Here is an 18807-nt window from a genome sequence, read left to right as displayed (position 1 = left end):
CTAGATCATTTATGCGAGAAACACATGGCCCTCAATTTGCTTAACTCACTTTTTAAATTCTTCAATGTCGATGACGAGAGCATAAAAGACGATCATCGTCGCCTCCAATCCCAAATCATTCTAGGCTTTCTTATTGTTTATAGCATGTGCTGGATCAGCTACATAGGCATCTACGGATTTTTAGATAACCCTATGTCAGCGTTTGTATGTGGAGTTTTGGGATTACCTTGCTGTTTGATTGGCCTCACCATGATGAAGGCCAAACGTTCATCGTTTTGGGCCGCATTCATGGGTAATTTCGGGGGCGCAGCCGTATTGGGAGCGAACCTACTTTTCACTGGTGGGTCGTACTCACCACTCTATGCCTGGTTCTTTTTTGTAACAATCACCACTTTCCTCCTGAATGGTCGTCGTGGGGGGTGGGCGATTGCGTTGTTTACATCTGCAATCTCACTGGCGGTCACGTCAGCAGAGATTCTCTGGGGCGATCTTCCTTACCAGTTCAAATTTTCCTTCCAAGGAGATGAGTTTAAGCTGTTTGTCGGGGTTACCTATGCCTTTGCTATTTTTGCCCTCGCATCCGTGACCACGATTTACGAAATCCTTCAAAGAATGGCATTTAAGAAGATCAAAGAAGCCGAAGGCAAGATTCAGGATCAATACCAAACAATCGCCAACCTGTTGGATAATATGAAGCAATCGGTTTTTGTAATCGATGAAGAACTGAAGATTCGTCCACCGGTTTCCAAATACTCCAAAAAGATTTTTGGCTGCGATATTGAAGATAAGACCATATTCGAAATTCTCTTTAAAGATATCGATAGAAACTCAGAGATGTACGCTCGCCTCGAAACTGTATTTACGTCGGTTTTTGGGAGCGATGATATCCAATGGATGGCTAGTGAGGACTACCTCCCAAAAGATGTAGAATATCAAGATCTTAAACTTAAGATCAATTGCAATCCTATCTACGACAACACAGACGAACTGCAGCGGATCATGTTCGTTGTGGAAGATATCACCGAACTTGTCGCTGCCGAAGAACGCCTAAGGGCCGAGCAAAAAGCGAACTTTCAAACGACAACCGCCCTGGAGGCTATTGTCCAGGTTGGTCTTGAGAAAACCTTTAGCTATCTGACGTCCTGTAGCGAGAAACTCAATACCATGGAGCAGGCCGTCCTTCACGCTCCGTTGAAAGAGGAGACCTGGTCTTTGCTGCTTCGGGAACTCCATACGATCAAAGGTAACTCCCGGCAGCTTGGGTTTCGCAGTATCTCCAAGATGGTCCACCTCATTGAGCAAGACTTAATCGACCTTAAAAACCATGCCTCCCACTACTCAGAAGAGGTAGTATTGGATAAGCTCTTTGATGTTTGGATGGAAGGCATCGATGGTTTGATGGTTTACAGCAATATCATTTCTTCCTACTTCGGTCGCTCCAATGTGATCGCAGCCTTTCTATTCACTTCGGTCGAGCGACAGATCATGGATTGCGAGCAAGGCAAGGATAAGATCGCCGCGACACAATTTACTAAAAACATTATGCACTTAAGGCATTATCTAAGCCTCTTGTACCGTTACGACGATCACCCCAGCGATCTGGAAGTTGATGATCTCCAGAGGGCGGATATTGGGTCAGAGCGCTGGCAAGACATTAAAACTTGGGTCTATGGGCAACGTCACCACCACCTACAGGATCGTATGGGAGACCACATGGAGTCTTACCACCAGATCTATGGCAAAAGCCTCGAACGATTGCGGGAGGCTGTCGATGAAGGAGCCGATCATCAGGTACTTGGCCAGCTCCTCGATCGCCTACACGAAGTTCCTTTAGGAGAGCAGTTGCACGAATTTCGAGCGACCGTTGAAGAACTTGCTCAACGCTGCAACAAGAAAATCGACTATGAAGTCGATGTCCATGATAGTACCATCCCTCGCTCTCTGATATCACCGCTCTCTGATATTTTGAACCACTTGATTCGAAACAGCATCGACCATGGAATCGAAGCTCCCGAATCAAGGCTCAGCTTGGGTAAAGAGGAGGTCGGTACCATAGCCATCACCTGCCACGACCATGACTCCATGCTTGAGTTAGTTCTTCAAGACGACGGCTCCGGAATCGATCCTGAAAAATTACGGAAAGCAGGCATTGCAAGGGGGTTAATCGACGCTGACAAGGATTATTCCGAAAGCGAAATATACTCACTTATTTTCAAGCCAAGCTTATCCACAGCTCAAGTCGTGACTGACATCTCGGGGCGAGGCTATGGGATGAGTGCAGTTCAAGTCGCCATCAAGGAAATCGGTGGTGAAATCCAGCTTAATACTAGCCTCGGCAGTGGTACCACTTTCCGCCTAAAGATACCAAAGACCTCAGCGCCCAAGGTAGACCGACGTGCTGGCTAGAAGGTTCGCTAGTGAAATGATTTTCGGGCATCATTGACTGCGTTGTTTATTGAGAATCTTGTTCAAAGAGCCGCTGCTAAGCAGTAAGACCTTGATTGAAGCAGGTGATGATCCTCTCACGGTCACGGTGTTTTTTTGAAACACCAATGCTCATCTCGTTTACCAATAGGCTATCCGACAGGATTTTTATCTTGCTACTATATTCAGTGTTGTGATCGATCAGAAAACTCAAAACTTCTTCGCTATCGATCACCAAATCAACCCGCCCTAGGATCATCATCTTCAAACCGTTTTCAGTGACAGGCACTTCGACTTTCTTGAAGTGAGACGCATGATCAAAGCTTTTGCCAAAAGAATAGCCCTGACCATAGGCAACCGACTCGCCTTGGATGGAACTAATTGATCTGATACGACGTTTGAAGTTTTTCAAGCTTGCAAGTTTTACATCACTCTTGAGATATGGCAGGCTATACTTCACCCATTTTGCAATATCTTCGACGTAATAGAGATTGGCAAGAACATCAAGCTCACCCAGTTGGATATTCCGCACGATCCTCTTCCAAGGCAGAAGATGAAAGTCAGTTTTTATACCAACTTTACTGAATGCAGCACGGATAATATCGACAGATACTCCCTTCAGCTTGGAACTAGAGGAATATGAAAAAGGTGGCCATGGATCCACCCCAATTTGCAATGTTTTGCTTTTTGAACAGGCTTGCGAGTAGACGACATTTGGAAATAAAAGCATGAACAAAGAGAGAATGAACATTTTCATTGAAAATCCTGAGTTTGGCAGCAAGGCTGTCGATCGTCGAATCGATTGCTTCAGTTCTATTTATAGCACGGCTGCTTTTCTGAGCGGCTAATAAACTCCATGGCTGAAACTCGTATTACCATAACCCGTTGCAAGGCTATGCAACATCTTTCTCCATAAGATCTGCCATACTTTCCATATATGCAATCACATCATCTCGACGATTCCGCTCTAGGTAGCGGAATCCACCGGCTAAGTTCTTTAATATTTTAGTGTCACTCAAGTTTTCTAGATGAATGATGGCCTGATGATCTAAGCCATGCTGCTCGATCTCATAGAACAAGTCGTCTACACAGGAACCAGTGTTTTGACAAAAGGTCCTCGCATGTTCGGTCCATTCGTTCATCTCATTGTCGACAGCCGCAACGATCTCTCGATCGGATAGGCCTGTCAGCGACTGAACCAGATGCCCAGCGTTACACTGGCCCATATGGCCCCATTGATACTTGGTATCCTCCGACCGGAGGCGAATCGCGGTTTGCCTGAGGGCCTGTATTAGAAATGTTCGATCTTTCATAGGGAATCCTCCTAAGCATCACTGAATGAAGTCACCGCTAGGATGAAGCATTTCTGCTTGTCATTCAAGCATCCTGGCCGTGGCACCAACCTTATCTATATCATCGGTAATATTACTCGTTTTCGTGAGTTCCTACCGTAGGTATGGCAGCGCTTGGTCCGTGGACTGGCTAGTCTAGCCGTAATTTCAATGACTTATAAGGATAGGAAAAGGCTATAGGAGTATTTTTTATATATATTATACTTATTAAAAGAATTCCCCGATGATTGTCTTAACGGCGGGCGGTTGGATGCCCGGTTTACAAAGACTCAATAAGGAGACTTACTTATGTCTAGCGTTATCAACAAAGAACTACCAGATTTTTCTGTACAAGCCTACCACAATGATGAGTTCAAGACTGTTACCCGTAAAGACTTAGAAGGTCAGTGGTCTGTATTCTTCTTTTACCCGGCTGACTTCACATTTGTTTGCCCGACTGAATTAGGTGACTTGGCAGACAAGTATGCTGAATTGAAAGACCTTGGTGTAGAAGTCTACTCTGTAAGTACGGACACTCATTTCACGCACAAAGCATGGCACGATGCTTCTGACACCATCAAGAAGATCAAGTTCCCGATGTTGGCTGACCCAACTGGCGCGCTAAGCCGCTTCTTCGGCGTGTATATCGAAGAAGAAGGCCTTGCATATCGCGGCAGCTTCGTTGTTGACCCTGAAGGCAAAGTCAAAATCTCAGAAATTCAAGACAATGCTGTTGGTCGTAACGCTGAAGAGCTTGTCCGTAAGGTTCAGGCAGCAATCTTCGTAGCTAACAACGACGGCGAAGTTTGTCCTGCAAACTGGAAGCCAGGTGCGGACACTCTAAAACCAGGTCTAGACCTAGTCGGTAAGATTTAATGAACGAGAGGCCTTGGCCTCTCTTTCCCCCCCAACTGGTGCTCGGTGAGATTAGGTTCTTCGCGATGGTTTATCCAGGCCAAGGATTTATTCTGACAAGGCAGAAGGGCCTTTAGTCTTAAAGGAGATTATTATGTTAGATAGCAATATACTCGAACAGTTGAAAACCCACTTCCAAGATCTTGGCGCTAGCATTTCCTTCGCCCTTTACAAAAGCGACCACGAAAAGCAAGGCGAGATCGAAACCATGCTGGACCAGATCAGTAGCGTCAGCAATGAGATTGAATTGAAGCGTCTGGACGATGCCGTGGAGGGTATTCAGTTCGATATTCTCCGCAACGACGAGCCCACGGGGATTCGCTTTCGCGGTGTTCCAGGAGGTCATGAGTTTACCTCGCTCATCCTAGCAATACTCAACGCTGCGGGCAAAGGCCGGCTTCCCGACCAGGGAGTCCAGAACCGCATCGCAGCCATCAATGGTCCAATTAAGGTCACCACTTATGTCTCACTATCTTGCGAGAACTGTCCCGATATCGTTCAAGCGCTTAATGTTATGAGTCTCTTCAACTCAGGAATCGAGCACGAGATGGTAGACGGGGGGCTCTACCCGGATGAAGTGAAAAAGTTAAACCTAGGTGGTGTGCCAGCAGTCATTATCGATGGAGAATTGATTCACTCTGGCAAGGGAACCTTAGGCCAGTTAGTTGAGAAGCTGGAGACTAAGTTCGGCTCTGATAAGGAAAGCGTTCCAGCCCAAGATTTAGGTCACTATGATGTTGCGGTGATCGGTGGTGGTCCAGCGGGTGCCTCTGCTGCAATCTATAGTGCTAGAAAAGGCCTAAAAACTGTAGTCATCGCAGATAAGATGGGCGGTCAGGTGCAGGAAACCAAGGGTATCGAAAACATGGTTTCTGTGGTTTACACCGAGGGGCCTCAACTGGCTGCTAGTTTAGAAAAACACATGCGCGAGTACCCAATTGAAATCCTAGAACATCGTCGTGTGGAGCAAATTGACATCGAAAATGGTCGAATGTTGCAGCTGTCGAGCCGCGAGACGCTTCGAGCTGATTCGATCATCGTTGCAACAGGCGCAAAGTGGCGAGAGCTTAATATTCCAGGAGAGAAAGACTACCTAGGCCGCGGGGTTGCTTACTGTCCTCACTGTGATGGGCCTTATTACAAAAACAAAAAGGTTGCCGTCATCGGTGGCGGCAATTCAGGAGTTGAGGCTGCAATAGACTTAGCAGGTATTTGCTCCGAGGTGGTTTTGTTCGAATTCATGGACCAACTCAAGGCAGACGATGTCTTAGTTAAAAAGCTCCACTCCCTATCTAATGTTACCGTGCATACCTCGGCTCGTACCGACCAAGTGCTAGGCGATGGTAAGAACGTAACAGGATTAAGTTACGAGGATCGCGAGTCAGGTGCAATGAAAGAAGAAAAGTTGGACGGTGTTTTTGTTCAAATCGGCTTGATCCCCAATAGCAAGATCGGCCTAGATCAAATGGAAACCAACCAATTCGGAGAGATCATTGTCGATGGCAAGGGACGGACGAATGTTCCAGGTGTCTATGCCGCTGGGGATGTGACGACGACTCCATACAAGCAAATTATCATTTCGATGGGAGAAGGTGCTAAAGCTGCGCTAAGCGCCTTCGAAGATCGAATGAAGGCATAAGTATGATCTGTGGCGCGAAATTTCATTAGCTGATGACTCGCGCCTCGGATCGAACAGGGCACTCCTTTATGCGAAAGGCCGTCAGGCCTTTCGCCTCGCCACCTTCTCACAAGACTGCTATAACCCTCACGGCCCAAATTCCGATAACTTACTACGGATACATAAAACAAATAGCTCGGGCGACAAGGGTTTCAGCAAGAATGCATCAATGCATCATTTCACTGGCATTATCTCTTTTCTTTATGGTTTGGACCAAGACATCCAACGGCCAGGATACCCTAGTTGAAGACGATTACATTTCCATCAAAAATCTCCATGAGTCGATTTCAGTCTTACAATTCGATAAGAGTCAGGGGGCGAAGCTCGCTCGCTTTCTGAAGACAAAACAAGATTTGAGTCCAACTCAGGTGTTTCAAGAGTTTCAGGCGGGTCGGATGAACTCCATCCCAGACCATAGCCGCCTGGGATATCTCGAAGAAACGGTCTGGCTGGCCGTACCGCTTCAAAATCTTGAAGCCGATCGTACCAGCTGGTTTTTCGATTTTAAAAAACGCCAGATGGATCGTGTTTCGGTATATACAGTTCGAGATGGTGTATTGGGCGTGGTTGAGCCGCTAGACTATCTGCCGATTCCCCTTTACCAATTAAATGTGTCCCAAAACCCTATCGTGCTATTGATCTCCATGCAGTCAACCACTGTCATCGACTTGGAATTCTACTTAAGAAGTGACTTACAAGCAGGAAAAAGTTTGTTTCATGACTTAGCCATGAAAGTCCTATTTTCCGGTTTGGTTCTAGCTCTATCGCTCTATTCCTTTCTCACATTTCTAAGTACCCGTGAAGACGTTTTCCTCTACTATCCAGCCTCACTCATTTGTACTCTTATTACCATTCTGATCTACAACGGCTGGCAGCACTTGTTCTCAAACATTGTGGATGCTCCCTGGGGCGTTGTGTTGCATACGACCAAGTGTATCGCGTTTATTATCATGCTTGAATTCTCTTCTAAATTCCTTGAATGGCACCGTATCAGCCACAAGCTTTTGAAGTTGAAGCAACTCCAAAGCACCTTATTCGCGGGCTGCTTCTTAGTGCTAGCCGTAGCTCCGCTTGCGTCGGTGATCTCATTCAGTGACTATTTGGGTGGGGCAACATGTTTGTTTATTTTTTCCACATCCGTTTTCATCTATTTCAAAGAGAAGAGACGATATGCGCTTTACTTTATACTCGCATGGAGTTTTCTTTTCTTTTCCTTGGTTTTTGAAGTCACCAAAATGAAGTTTGGTATGCAAGAAAATGTGCAGTTTAATTGGATGTTTTTAGCGGTTGCCATGGAGCCTATCCTATTTTCCATCGCAATTTATCAAAAGCAAAGGTCTCATGCTCGGGCACTGCTTGAAGCTGCGGCTCTGTCGCGAGAGAATCTGGAAAAGCTTGTGAAGATTCGAACCAAAGAGCTAGAAGGCGCGAATGCCAAGATTCTTGAGAAGCAGGCTGAAGTGGTTCAATCTACCAAGCTTGCTGCCCTTGGCAAGTTGTCTGGGGGAATTGCCCACGAAATTAACAACCCTTTGGCAATCATTTCTGCTTCTATTCGCCAGGTCAAACGCTTAACCATGAACGTAGACCCAGTGGTCGATGATCGAATCCTGAAGATCGAAGCCCAGTGCCAAAGAATTGCCAAGCTTACGGCTGGGTTGCAACAATTCTCGGGTATCAAGGAACTTCATCAAGAAATATTTGTTCTCAGTGACGTAGTTCGCGATAGCATCGTACTCATCGAGTCCAGGCTCCTGGATCAGGAAATCGAGTTGAGATTCATTGATCACACCACAGCGCAGGTAAAGGGCAAGCCATCTGAGTTGATGCAGGTGATTCACGGCCTTCTATTAAACGGGATTGAAGCATCGCTCCTGAGTCCAGCGCCTAGGCTAGAAGTCTTAGTCGGAGAGTCAGACTCTAGGGCCTGGGTAAAGGTTATTGACAGTGGTCCAGGAATACCGGAAGACATCAGAGAGAATATTTTCCAGCCATTTTTTACAACCAAAAAGATTGGTGAAGGCGTCGGCCTCGGCCTAAGTTCAGCCCTGGGCATTGTGGCCGCCATGAATGGACGCATTTTTTTAGAAGAACCGTCTCCCCAAACAACATTTGTTGTAGAATTGCCCATCGCAAGTTAGGTTAAGGCATTCGCCAAGCCGCCAATCTATGGCCAATACACTGAAGAAACTATGCAAGGGGATGACGGTGCTTACCAGTAAAACACGCGTGTGCAACCTATGTGAAGCGACCTGCGGGCTCGAACTTGAGCTATCGGGCCAAGACATCAAGTCTATCAAAGCCGACCCAGACGATGTTTTCAGCAAAGGGGCCTACTGCCCAAAATCCCAGGGGCTTAAGGATTTATACCAGGACCCTGATCGCCTGCGAAAGCCCCTAAAGAAGACTGCCCAAGGCTTTCAAGAGATTCCATGGGAACAAGCTCTCGACGAGGTAGCTGAGCGCATTGTTAAGCTCCAAAGCCAGCACGGTAAGGCTAGCATAGCGACCTACACAGGCAACCCCAACGTTCATAACTTAGGGGCGATGCTGGCTTTACCTATGCTACTCAGGGCTTTAAAATCCCCCCACCGTTATTCGGCCACTTCCGTGGACCAACTACCTCACATGCTGATAGCTCATTTAATGTTTGGTCACTCTCTCATGCTGCCCATAGCTGATGTGGATCGGGCCAACTACATGTTGATTATTGGAGCAAATCCAGTGGTGTCGAACGGAAGTTTACTTACCGCTGCTGGTCTGTCATCGAAACTCAAGCAAATTCAAAAGCGCGGTGGCAAAGTTACCGTGATCGACCCTCGCTACACGGAAACCGCATCGCAAGCTACAGAGCATCATTTTATAAAACCAGGCAAGGATATCTACCTGCTGGCAGCGATAGTCAAAGGCCTGCTAACATCAACAACTCATAAGCAAGCTCCCCATATCAAAGGGCTCGATATTCTGATGGACGCATTTGGCGACTATGAAGACCCTCACTTCGAGGCTCGTACCGGAATGTCTCCCGAGATTGTCGATCGCATTATCCATGACCTGCATTTCTACGAAGGTGCCATTTGCTATGGTCGGATGGGGGTCTCCACCCAAGAGCATGGTTCCCTCTGCCAATGGTTGATCAATGTGATCAACTTTCTCACTGGCAATCTTGATAGTGCCGGTGGGGTTATGTTTACTGATCCTGCCATTGATATTCTAAACTATATCTCTCGGGGTGCTCACCATAAGAAATTTGCTCGAAGAAAAACCAGGGTCCGTGGTTTACCTAGTTTTGAAGGAGAGTTTCCTGTGGCAGCCTTGGCAGAGGAAATCCTGACTTCTGGTGAGGGGCAGATTAAAGGGCTTATATCGATTGCAGGTAATCCCGCCTTATCAACACCAAACGGTGAGCAGATGCGATCAGCCCTGGACAAGCTCGATTTGTTCGTCGCTATTGACTACTACATCACCGAGAGTTCTGCTCACGCCGATTATATCCTTCCTCCCTGCTCGCCACTTGAAAGAAGTCACTACGATCTTGTATTTAACGCCTTAGCAATCCGCAACACTGCAAGGTTTTCCGAAGCCACCTTCAAAAAGCAGGGTAAAGAAGACTTCGATATCATTCTTGAACTGTGGAAACGCCTTGATCATGGCTCAAAGTTTCAGAATTTTAAGATTGGTGCGATAGCTCAAGGGATGATTTGGCTTGGACCCGAAAGGATTCTTGATGGGATGCTTCGTCGCGGTCCCCATAAACTAACTTTGAAACGGCTTCGCGAGAATCCACATGGCATTGACCTTGGTGCCCTGACGCCGCAGCTACCGGACAAACTCAGAACACCTGATAAGAAGCTGGATCTGGCGCCTGAAGTGCTAATCAAGCAGTTTAGTCAAGTGAAAGCCCAACTTCAGAAAGAGCCAAACCCTACTGCTGATGGTTTCCAACTGATTGGGCGACGGAACCTGCGCAGCAACAACTCTTGGATGCATAACTGCCAAAGCCTGCATCTTAAAAAGAGAGATTTCCACGTTTTAGTCAATGAAGATGATGGAGCTGCTTTGGGTCTTAGTAACGGCCAAACCGTTAGAGTCTCAGGGGCTGTGGGATCGATCGAAGCGCCTGTCCGCCTTACCGACAAAATCATGAAAGGGGTTGTCAGCATGCCTCATGGCTGGGGCCATCAGGAAGGTCGATCGAAGCTCAAACAGGCCATCGCCATGGGAGGCGCGAATATAAACCAGATCTTGAGCGATCAGGAAGTCGAACCTGTATCTGGTAACGCCATACTCAATGGCCAAAGGGTGCATGTGAGTGCTCTTGAACTGTCGCAACCATAGACAGCTAGCGGGCCTTAAGAGGCTCGCAATCCCTCAAAATGAAAGGCCCACGTAAGAAACCCGAAGTGGTATGCCCTTTGCTGATAAAGCTTAGGACCAAGCTTTGGAGATTATCATGAAAAAAGTAAAAAAAATAATTCCCTATCTCCCCTGGCTCATGATAGCTGTCCTACTATTTTCAAGCAGGTCTGCGTTTCATTCGAGTGCTGATTCACTAACTGATGTCAATCCAGACGAACTCGAAATAGAGGATGCAGACGGGAAAATTCAAAAGGCTGGTTACGAGCCCAACACCGATATCGATTCCCAATGGGAATCAATGGACACGACCAAACTACCATAACCCGTTGCAATCAGATTAACGATTCCACAAAATATCTTCCGATGATGACTGAGAGGCTTTCTGAGCCTTCTTCAACTTTTCTTTCTTGGCAGCAAAGATTTCACAACCAACGCAATCAGATTCACAGCAATGTTTCTGCTTCTTCATATCCCTCTTTCCGAATTCAATAGGCCGTTTCATGCAAGTTCTGCAAGGGCTAGCATATATTATCATGGATTCCGTGTCCTTCCTTTCGGCTACTTCATGCATTTACTTAAAAACACTCAATATATTCTTCTCAAACAGCTCTAAGACTCCAGATCAATAGAGGAATACCAAGCCACTAAGGCTTCTAGTTAAAAAGCTTAGTCCTTATCAGCCTAACTCAAAGAAATCATATAGATAATCACTAGTGCCAGTGGCGATATGGCAGATATTTGGACAGCTTCTTCAAAAAAATGAGACTTCAACTGCCTTAATATATCGCTGTTATTATTGAGTAAAGGTGCAAAAGATCAACATTTTTGAGGTATTGGAACCAAACTTGCTTCGTCTCCAGGCATACAAGGACACAGAGGGTCTTACTAGGGGTCTGCAAGGCTCTCGCGACGCAACTCAGGGGATTGAAATGAAAGTAGTACTCATCGGACTGACAACTCTAGCATTAGCAGCTTGCCAAGGAAATTTACCAAACCAGCCGCAGCGCACCACGAGCGACAGCGCATCAGCTGAAGCAGATGTCGAGCTTAGCCCCGTGCGTGCCCAAGAGCCCGAGGCTGATTACTTTACAGAAGAGCAAATCAATTCACAAATCACCTCAGCACCGATTGCTGTGCCTATGGCAGAAACTGAGACGGTTGAAATGTCTCAAACTGTTTCACAAATGTTTTTCGAATCCCAAGGAATCACTGGGAACTCAATGAGCGCAGCGCAAGCGGAAGAAGGTGAAAAGCTTGTGATGGACCTGATTGATGCATCAGAATCTGGCAATGTGTTTCGCGTTATGGGGGCTGCGAATCGCTTGGCTAAGTTCTCTGATGACTTGAAGCCTGATGCTGCTGGACTCGTGGATGTTGCAGGGATCATGGATGCGATTCAAGACATCATCGATGCAGCGATGGACGCCGATGTTGCGGGTATTATCGCAGCTGTTCAAGACCTGATCGACGCTATCCTCAACTAACAAAAATTCTTCGTGATCAAATAGGAGTGTGGCACAAGCCCACTCCTTTTTCTTTTCGCTTCATCGCCATCATGTTATTTTCTCGAAAAAGGAGGATCACATGACACAGATGAATATCTATCGCAAAGTTCTACAGGAATGCAGTTGCGAGCCAAAAACAGGCTGGTTCCGTGATGGCAGTTGCGCCACAGATGACAATGACAAAGGTCGCCACGTGGTGTGCTGCGAGATGACGGAAGACTTTCTTGCCTTCTCTAAATACGTAGGCAACGATTTATCGACTCCGATGCCTGATTTTGGGTTTCCAGGACTCAAGCCGGGTGATCATTGGTGTGTCTGCCTTGAGCGTTGGAAACAAGCCTATGAGGCGGGTTGCGCTCCCCTGGTAAATATGGAGGCAACTCATCTATCAGCTTTAGAGCTGGTCTCGATCGAAGATCTAGAAAGCTGCAAGATCCAGCCATCAACTGCTAGAGGCTAACCATAACCTGTTGCAATAGATTAATAGAGTTATTGACAAAAACGATTTGCTAAGAAGCTCGCTCTGTTGCTCTCGACGAATGTTCACGTGGGATTGAAAATTCGAAACTGGAAGCGGACATGTCCATTCTCGTCTTCGATGAAGTCATCTCCTTGGGGCTGAATTGTTATATCTTCCCCAAGGCTTTGAAAGTAGGTCTTTACAGCACTCCCTAGCAAAGAGACTAAATAGAAACCTGAATGTTTCCCATACCAAACAAAATTAATGAGCCTGGGCTTATCCCATGAAAGGCGCCGATGGAAGCTATCTATCGATAAATACAGTGCTAACTAGGAATCATGGAATCAGCGCTTCGAAATTATCGGAGAATCCATCAGAAATGGGACAGGGAATACTTGACCAGCCGGCCAATGTATGTCAATTATACACAATCTAGCTGATTCAGCTAGTCCTTTAGTTGGTGTTTGAAGCAGTGCGTATCTTGGTATGGAAATGTGAAAGGATGGAGTTGATGCGATTTAACTATTTAATAGCACTTATTTTTATTAACATTGCGATGCAGGCCTGCACCGGTGGGCAAAGCAAGCTGTCGGTTTCAGAGGACCAGGCTCAGTTGCCTGGTGACGGACCATTCAAGCTCATAAATCGTTTGAGTGGTCTAACTTTGACCAACGATGATCGCCAGGAAACGAGCTTATTAACGCAGGAGAAAGAAAGCCATTCCGCAGGGCAGGTATTCAACCTGAAACGCCTCGGCGATGCCTACCTCATCCTGGATTCTACGGCGCGTCAGGCGCTCACTGTCTCACCAGATGCCGCAGAGCTTGAGGGAATTCTAAGTTGGGGAGAGATCTCCTCAGGTGTCGAGCAAATGTGGCAAATCGAATCTGAAGCTCCTTACTTTAAGATACGGTCTGTGGTGACAAACGAACTTTTAGAAGTTTACAGAAAAGAACGTGGAGAGGGTTCTTTGGTCTCTACCTGGCCAGAGGTCGGTTCTGGCAATCAGCATTGGAGGCTAGAGCCTCAGGAGCAAAATCCCAGGGATGAACCTATAGGTTTTGCTGCAATGGGCAGTGGCACTCAAGGAGGCGACGGCGGACCAACGGTAACGGTGCAAACAGGTGAGCAGCTCCAGGATGAGCTTGATGCTGCCAAGAAGCTTGGGGCTCCCATTACCATTTTGATCGATGGCACAATCACCCCAGAGAATAGCCGGGGAGACAAGATTTCTATCAAAGATATGAACTCTGTCACTGTCCTTGGTGTTGATGATCGAGGTGTGTTCGATGGCATCGGCATCACGATTGTTCGCTCTCACAATATCATCATTCGAAATCTCAAAATTGGATTGGTCGATACTGGAGACAAGGATGCCATTAGCATTGCTGGTAGCAATGATGGGAGAACTCACCACATTTGGATCGACCACAACGAGCTATTTGGATCCTTAGAGGTTGACAAGGATTACTATGATGGCCTTCTCGACACGAAGCGTGATGCCCAGTATATCACAATCTCTCACAACTACTTCCATGATAGCTGGAAGGCTTCGCTTCACGGTTATTCAGACAGCGATGATCAACCACGACGGATCACGTTTCATCACAACCGCTTCGAATCTCTGAACTCGCGAGCCCCATTGTTTCGCTTTGGCATTGGCCATATTTTTAATAATTACTATCACGATATTCAAGGCTCTGCCATCAACTCACGAATGGGAGCCCAGTTGCTTATTGAAGGGAATCACTTCGAGGCGGTTTCCAATCCCATTGTCTCGTTCTATAGCAAAGACATTGGGTTTTGGGACTTGGAAGGCAACAGATTTGAGGATATTTCATGGTCTAAGCCATCAGGGGGAGACATGGTCGCAGGCCCTGATGGAGAATCGACTACGGAACTCGTTGTTCCTTACGACTACAAACTCGATCCTGTTGAGCTTGTTAAGGCAAAGGTATTGGCTTGTGCTGGTGTCAACAAATGGCACGAGGAAAGCTGCCAATGACTAAGGGAGGAGGCCTACACGAGGCCTCCGTTGGTCGTGACATCTAGAGAATGAAGGCCAAGCTTTGCCCTTGGCCCACGAGGTGAGTGCTGTGGAATCTTAGCTATTGGTCCAATCGTCGCATCAAACCTCCTTCTTGGTTTCTTGTGAGCCATTGGGTTGCCAGGCCGAAAACTTTCGAATGCCGGCAATGCCATCAGGTTTTGGCTGATAACACGCAAGATTCTTGCGTAACTCTTCGAGCCAGTTCATGTCTGCCTTGTGTAGCATAACATCTCCTCCTTTTCGAATAAGTCAAACAAAAATAGAAGCTTATAGAAACCACCATCAATATAATTCCTCCTTAAAACTTTTCAAGGACGAGGGTCTTCTTTTTTCGTTTTTTCATAAATTGAGTGGAACGACCGAAAGGATTAAAGGAATCCGATTATCTATCTTGGTCATTAAAAAGAGTTCATTGGCTTATGAAGTCCAGCGACATCATCAGGAGCATCAATCGCCATGCAGCAGAGCATCAGGAAGATTATTACGGCGAGGTAAATAGCGCCTTCGAAGCCGCTTTCGGTCACTGGAAGCTTCCAACGTGCCTGATCTGTATCATGACCCTCATTTCAGTTTTAATCGTCAATAAAACTGGGCAGACGTTGATGATCTTTGCCCATGTTCCCTCATGTGCGATCCTAGCTTTCTATACCCGGCTTGTAAGATCAGGCATCCCAGCAGTCACCGTTTTCGAAGCAGCGATGACTGCAGGTGTTCTAGAGTTTGTAGGAATTTGTGTCTACTACGGGATCTACAACGCGAATCTCCTTCAGTCCACTTCTATAGGTGGTGTCTTCACCATACTTTGGGCGACTGCATTTGATCACCGTCACTTTACTGCCACCATTCGTTGTATCGGCCTGTCACTGATTTTGGCTTACGTCCCCATCTACTTTGACGGCTCGCTCTTTCAACAGGTGTCTATGTCTGCCCTGACATCCATCTCACTAGGCTTTTTCGTCAATCAGATACTAATCCTTGCCTTTAAAGGAAAATTTTATCTGGTATCGATGTCTGATAGTTCTCGCAACCATGCCTATGAGCAGATGAAAAAGCTGGTCTATCCCCATCAGCTTTACCTCATGCAAAAGAAGGAAAGTCTCGAAGCGACCATGCCTCGGGGGAGTGCTGAAAGTTGCATCATTAGCTTCGACATTCAAGGATCGACCGCCATTGGGCACATCAAGAATCACGAGTTCTTTGAGTCCGTAATTCATGACTGCCATACAATTATGATGGAAAACTACGATCCTGATACGCTTTCTGCAAACGCATATATGATCAAGGAAATGGGAGACGGTTTTTTGTGTGCGGTTGGTTTTCCATTTCACTGCGAAGGTAAAAAAGAGCAGGTGGCTTATGAGCTTGCGCTTCGCTTTGTGGAGGTCGTCAATCGTTGTTCGGTTGAGTTTCTTGATGATCAGGAGGCTTACTGCTCGATTGGAATTGGTATTGGTAGCGTCGTTGGAGATTTTCCAACCTCTGGATTGAAAACCTACGATCTATACGGAGCTGGGATTATTAAAGCAACTCGATATGAGTCCACTAGGAAACCACTGCTAAAGCACCTCAGTGTGTCGAACACTCATGTTATCATTATAGAAACTACGGTATGGGAATGCCTGGAAGAAGAGGTGCAGCAGAATTTAAAGGAGTATGCCCTAGAAAAATTTAAGGTACGTGACCATCAAGATGTTAAGTGCCTTTACTACCAGCTGCTAGACTCTCTGCCTCAAAACCTGAGAATTATATCGTAAGCTGGCAATATCAAGATTCTCATACATGACTGACACTCTCAGCGTTTTTTTGGCACAGAATGATCTAGACTAGCTTTCGAGCCTTCAGAATGACTAAGCGAACCTTTTTTCAAGCCAAGTACATGCTGAAAGTACTGGAGAGAATACTTCATATTCGCTTTCCCCCAAGACTTTGTGAAACTTTCATCAAGCCAATTCCAGTTTTCTAAGCCCTTCTGCTCGTTGTTTAGATAGTTGAAAAAGCCGAAGTGTAGATGAACATATAGTGACAGGGTTCTGTGATACACATAGTATTTGGGGTTTTTGAAATGCTCTGAAAGGCTAGGCTGCAAAAGCTTTTGAATGATTAATGGGTAATAGCTATAGCGAGTGATGAACGCCATATTCCAAACCTGATAGAGGTCATTCCAAGCTAGCTGCCCAGGATAAGAGATTTCTACTCGTTTACGATCTTCCGACCAGCTTGCAACCTCGCTTCCAAAACCTAAAAGGCTTTTTCCAGGCCTAAAAATAGCTAGAATCAACCCAGCAAAAGCATTGTGAGGTTTTCCTTGAACCAAGTCAGTGAAGGATGCTTCATAGATGTTTAAAGGAAGCATAACTCTCAAAAAACTTGGTCTTACTTTTCCGGTTCTATGAAAATTGATGATTCTTTTAATTGGCCCTTCAACGCTCACCAGCTTAATCTTGAAAAACAGCCTTATCCCCTTTGGAAGTGAGTTTACTTTGCTTCGTTCAATCACCCAATGACTGTGAAGGAGACTCAGCAAATCGGGCTTATCAACTAAAACTTGGGTCATATGTTCCAGGATCCAGCTATAGACCAGCGCCTCAAAGAGTACCTGCGGCCCCTCAACTGCTAACTTTCTATCAATAGTTCCAAAGTTCTTGCCTTCGATCTCTTTAAGGAAGCCCATGAGGAAAGGATTTTTTCGATTCGCTTTTAAGATCTGTTCTACGTATTTTTTGAGTCTATAAGTATCACTTTCATCACGAAGAAGACAGTGGTCCAGAAACGCCAGATCATCCTTGAACCACTTCCCATCGTTTTTCCTAAGCTTCATCAACTTGAAAGTGGACTCAATCTGCCTTCTAAAATCGCCGATGTCATAGGCTTGAAACATCGTTTGAAGGGTCGAGTTCAACAACTGTAGAGTACTCTGCGACAATTTTTCACTCCCTCAATTACGATCGTAGGCGTTTTAAAATTGGCATAATAGCTTTATAGACCCAAAGATGAAGCCTGTTGGAAAAACTGATCTCAGATCTATGGTTTCGATCTAGGTATTTTGCTAGAGGCTTCCATAAGAAAGGCCAGTAGTGAGCTTTCACCTTTTTACCAGAGAGAACACTTTCCCGAATATTTCCGATCATAGAGTAGTGTTTGATACCTTTGTATCGCTCCATATAAAATTCAATTCCAGTCTTTCGGTAGCCAATTCCTTCGTAGACCTTGGCCATTCTTTCATCTGCGCTACCGAAAGTAATATCTCGGCCTTCTGCCAGACAAGTTCTGGCTACCTCTCTAAACATTCCGTGAAGTAGGTCACTTCCTCTGTAATCTGGTAACGCCGAAAGCCTTGTAAATTCACAAATCTTAGTTCTATCTGGAATGAAATCATCAAGACTACGATTCATGTCCTCTTCGATCTCAAGCTGATCTCCCGGTCCAGGAAATATCAGAAGACATGACGACACAACCTTGCCCTGGTGCTTAGCTATAATGATCCGGTCCCACTTATCATATTTGCATCTCATTGAGTTTGGATCACCTACATCAACTTTGTTAGCCGACTTATAGGCTTGCCATCGCACATTTAGGACCTCTTGATAATCGCCCTCACTCTTTACAGTGGTGTAGTTTACCGCTTCAGCAATTGACTTTGGTATCAACTTTTCTTCCTTCAATGCCTTTAATGTTGCATCAGATGAAAATTGGACAAGATACTGAGCAATTGACCTTTCGAGACGCTTGCTGCTATTTAGGATTTTTACTCCAACATTTAGCTGATCTCGATTATCAATCTGAATCGATCGGGTGTGAATAACCTCAATAATCAAATTAAAATTGGAGACAGTGGGAATGTTGAGGTGAAGCTCTAGCCTCATTCCAGGTTGCAAGGCCTCTTCGTTTCGCAGGCTAGTAAGCAATGTTAACCCACTTTTGGAAACTTCATGAACTCTAAAATATACTTTGTCTTCGACTTTATTGGGTAGCTTGCTAGCACCTGTTGGAAGGAAATTAGCATCACACTCCCAACGACTATGCTTTCTGTTTTGAACTACTACGCCTACTGGACGAGCACGACCCATTTTCACAACCTCCGTCTA

General features: G+C 45.9%; 16 protein-coding genes. 10 read left to right on the top strand and 6 right to left on the bottom strand.

Annotated features, from left to right (window positions below; translation table 11 throughout):
* The first annotated feature begins 24 nt into the window (after positions 1-24).
* Complete coding sequence (locus B9N89_RS09700) at positions 25-2406, top strand: ATP-binding protein (RefSeq protein WP_132317996.1); 2382 nt, start codon at positions 25-27, stop codon at positions 2404-2406.
* A gap of 76 nt (positions 2407-2482) precedes the next feature.
* Here the strand turns inward: B9N89_RS09700 and B9N89_RS09695 are convergent, their stop codons facing one another.
* Both B9N89_RS09695 and B9N89_RS09690 read right to left on the bottom strand, forming a co-directional pair.
* On the bottom strand, positions 2483-3154 hold the full coding sequence (locus B9N89_RS09695; protein WP_234996088.1) for a substrate-binding periplasmic protein: 672 nt from the start codon (positions 3152-3154) through the stop codon (positions 2483-2485).
* A gap of 163 nt (positions 3155-3317) precedes the next feature.
* Positions 3318-3737 carry a hypothetical protein gene (locus B9N89_RS09690; RefSeq protein WP_132318000.1) on the bottom strand — a complete coding sequence of 140 codons (420 nt, stop codon included), beginning with the start codon at positions 3735-3737 and terminating at the stop codon, positions 3318-3320.
* Positions 3738-4064: 327 nt separating this feature from the next.
* On the opposite strand from B9N89_RS09690, the gene ahpC reads away from it, so the two are divergent.
* The 5 genes from ahpC (at position 4065) to B9N89_RS09665 (ending at position 11029) form a co-directional block, all read left to right on the top strand.
* Positions 4065-4631, top strand: coding sequence for an alkyl hydroperoxide reductase subunit C (gene ahpC / locus B9N89_RS09685; protein ID WP_132318002.1), 567 nt, complete (start codon positions 4065-4067; stop codon positions 4629-4631).
* Between the two features lie 133 nt (positions 4632-4764).
* The gene (gene ahpF / locus B9N89_RS09680; protein WP_132318004.1) at positions 4765-6309 is read left to right on the top strand and encodes an alkyl hydroperoxide reductase subunit F; all 1545 of its coding nucleotides are present in this window, start codon (positions 4765-4767) and stop codon (positions 6307-6309) included.
* A 200-nt stretch (positions 6310-6509) separates the two neighbouring features.
* The gene (locus tag B9N89_RS09675) at positions 6510-8489 is read left to right on the top strand and encodes a 7TM diverse intracellular signaling domain-containing protein (protein ID WP_159455273.1); all 1980 of its coding nucleotides are present in this window, start codon (positions 6510-6512) and stop codon (positions 8487-8489) included.
* A 67-nt stretch (positions 8490-8556) separates the two neighbouring features.
* A complete protein-coding gene (locus B9N89_RS09670) occupies positions 8557-10686 on the top strand; it encodes a molybdopterin-dependent oxidoreductase (protein ID WP_159455272.1) in 2130 nt (709 codons plus the stop codon).
* 115 nt (positions 10687-10801) lie between these two features.
* Entirely contained in the window at positions 10802-11029 is a 228-nt protein-coding gene (locus B9N89_RS09665; protein WP_132318010.1) for a hypothetical protein, read from the top strand.
* A 15-nt stretch (positions 11030-11044) separates the two neighbouring features.
* On the opposite strand, the gene B9N89_RS32150 is transcribed toward B9N89_RS09665, so the two are convergent.
* Positions 11045-11176, bottom strand: a complete 132-nt coding sequence (locus tag B9N89_RS32150; protein ID WP_268808719.1) for a hypothetical protein — start codon at positions 11174-11176, stop codon at positions 11045-11047.
* Between the two features lie 460 nt (positions 11177-11636).
* Here B9N89_RS32150 and B9N89_RS09660 point away from each other — a divergent pair, with 460 nt between their 5' ends.
* The 3 genes from B9N89_RS09660 to B9N89_RS09650 all read left to right on the top strand — a co-directional run bounded on the left by B9N89_RS09660 (position 11637) and on the right by B9N89_RS09650 (position 14677).
* Complete coding sequence (locus tag B9N89_RS09660) at positions 11637-12191, top strand: hypothetical protein (RefSeq protein WP_132318012.1); 555 nt, start codon at positions 11637-11639, stop codon at positions 12189-12191.
* A 100-nt stretch (positions 12192-12291) separates the two neighbouring features.
* The gene (locus tag B9N89_RS09655) at positions 12292-12672 is read left to right on the top strand and encodes a DUF2237 family protein (protein ID WP_132318014.1); all 381 of its coding nucleotides are present in this window, start codon (positions 12292-12294) and stop codon (positions 12670-12672) included.
* Positions 12673-13183: 511 nt separating this feature from the next.
* Positions 13184-14677 carry a pectate lyase family protein gene (locus tag B9N89_RS09650; RefSeq protein WP_159455271.1) on the top strand — a complete coding sequence of 498 codons (1494 nt, stop codon included), beginning with the start codon at positions 13184-13186 and terminating at the stop codon, positions 14675-14677.
* A 123-nt stretch (positions 14678-14800) separates the two neighbouring features.
* Here B9N89_RS09650 and B9N89_RS31310 read toward each other — a convergent pair whose 3' ends face one another.
* Positions 14801-14947 (bottom strand): hypothetical protein, encoded by a 147-nt coding sequence (locus tag B9N89_RS31310; protein ID WP_159455270.1) that lies wholly within the window; start codon positions 14945-14947, stop codon positions 14801-14803.
* A gap of 194 nt (positions 14948-15141) precedes the next feature.
* On the opposite strand from B9N89_RS31310, the gene B9N89_RS09645 reads away from it, so the two are divergent.
* Positions 15142-16476 (top strand): adenylate/guanylate cyclase domain-containing protein, encoded by a 1335-nt coding sequence (locus B9N89_RS09645; RefSeq protein WP_132318018.1) that lies wholly within the window; start codon positions 15142-15144, stop codon positions 16474-16476.
* A gap of 38 nt (positions 16477-16514) precedes the next feature.
* On the opposite strand, the gene B9N89_RS09640 is transcribed toward B9N89_RS09645, so the two are convergent.
* Together B9N89_RS09640 and B9N89_RS09635 are read right to left on the bottom strand one after the other, a co-directional pair.
* Positions 16515-17645: a hypothetical protein gene (locus tag B9N89_RS09640; protein ID WP_132318020.1), complete on the bottom strand. Its 1131-nt coding sequence runs from the start codon at positions 17643-17645 to the stop codon at positions 16515-16517.
* Between the two features lie 16 nt (positions 17646-17661).
* Positions 17662-18789, bottom strand: a complete 1128-nt coding sequence (locus B9N89_RS09635; protein ID WP_132318022.1) for a PilZ domain-containing protein — start codon at positions 18787-18789, stop codon at positions 17662-17664.
* Positions 18790-18807 lie beyond the last annotated feature (18 nt).

It is taken from the genome of Pseudobacteriovorax antillogorgiicola, assembly GCF_900177345.1.
GTDB lineage: Bacteria > Bdellovibrionota_B > Oligoflexia > Oligoflexales > Oligoflexaceae > Pseudobacteriovorax > Pseudobacteriovorax antillogorgiicola.
This window is presented reverse-complemented; position numbering and strand designations above follow the sequence as displayed.

Bases quoted from the DNA above. Each gene is read 5' to 3' on its own strand.
- B9N89_RS09655 (WP_132318014.1), top strand. From the start codon at position 12,292: ATGACACAGATGAATATCTATCGCAAAGTTCTACAGGAATGCAGTTGC.
- B9N89_RS31310 (WP_159455270.1), bottom strand. From the start codon at position 14,947: ATGCTACACAAGGCAGACATGAACTGGCTCGAAGAGTTACGCAAGAAT.
- ahpC (WP_132318002.1), top strand. From the start codon at position 4,065: ATGTCTAGCGTTATCAACAAAGAACTACCAGATTTTTCTGTACAAGCC.
- B9N89_RS09650 (WP_159455271.1), top strand. From the start codon at position 13,184: ATGCGATTTAACTATTTAATAGCACTTATTTTTATTAACATTGCGATG.
- B9N89_RS09675 (WP_159455273.1), top strand. From the start codon at position 6,510: ATGCATCAATGCATCATTTCACTGGCATTATCTCTTTTCTTTATGGTT.
- B9N89_RS09635 (WP_132318022.1), bottom strand. From the start codon at position 18,789: ATGGGTCGTGCTCGTCCAGTAGGCGTAGTAGTTCAAAACAGAAAGCAT.
- B9N89_RS32150 (WP_268808719.1), bottom strand. From the start codon at position 11,176: ATGAAGAAGCAGAAACATTGCTGTGAATCTGATTGCGTTGGTTGTGAA.
- B9N89_RS09695 (WP_234996088.1), bottom strand. From the start codon at position 3,154: ATGCTTTTATTTCCAAATGTCGTCTACTCGCAAGCCTGTTCAAAAAGC.
- B9N89_RS09665 (WP_132318010.1), top strand. From the start codon at position 10,802: ATGAAAAAAGTAAAAAAAATAATTCCCTATCTCCCCTGGCTCATGATA.
- B9N89_RS09645 (WP_132318018.1), top strand. From the start codon at position 15,142: ATGAAGTCCAGCGACATCATCAGGAGCATCAATCGCCATGCAGCAGAG.
- B9N89_RS09660 (WP_132318012.1), top strand. From the start codon at position 11,637: ATGAAAGTAGTACTCATCGGACTGACAACTCTAGCATTAGCAGCTTGC.
- B9N89_RS09700 (WP_132317996.1), top strand. From the start codon at position 25: ATGGCCCTCAATTTGCTTAACTCACTTTTTAAATTCTTCAATGTCGAT.
- B9N89_RS09690 (WP_132318000.1), bottom strand. From the start codon at position 3,737: ATGAAAGATCGAACATTTCTAATACAGGCCCTCAGGCAAACCGCGATT.
- ahpF (WP_132318004.1), top strand. From the start codon at position 4,765: ATGTTAGATAGCAATATACTCGAACAGTTGAAAACCCACTTCCAAGAT.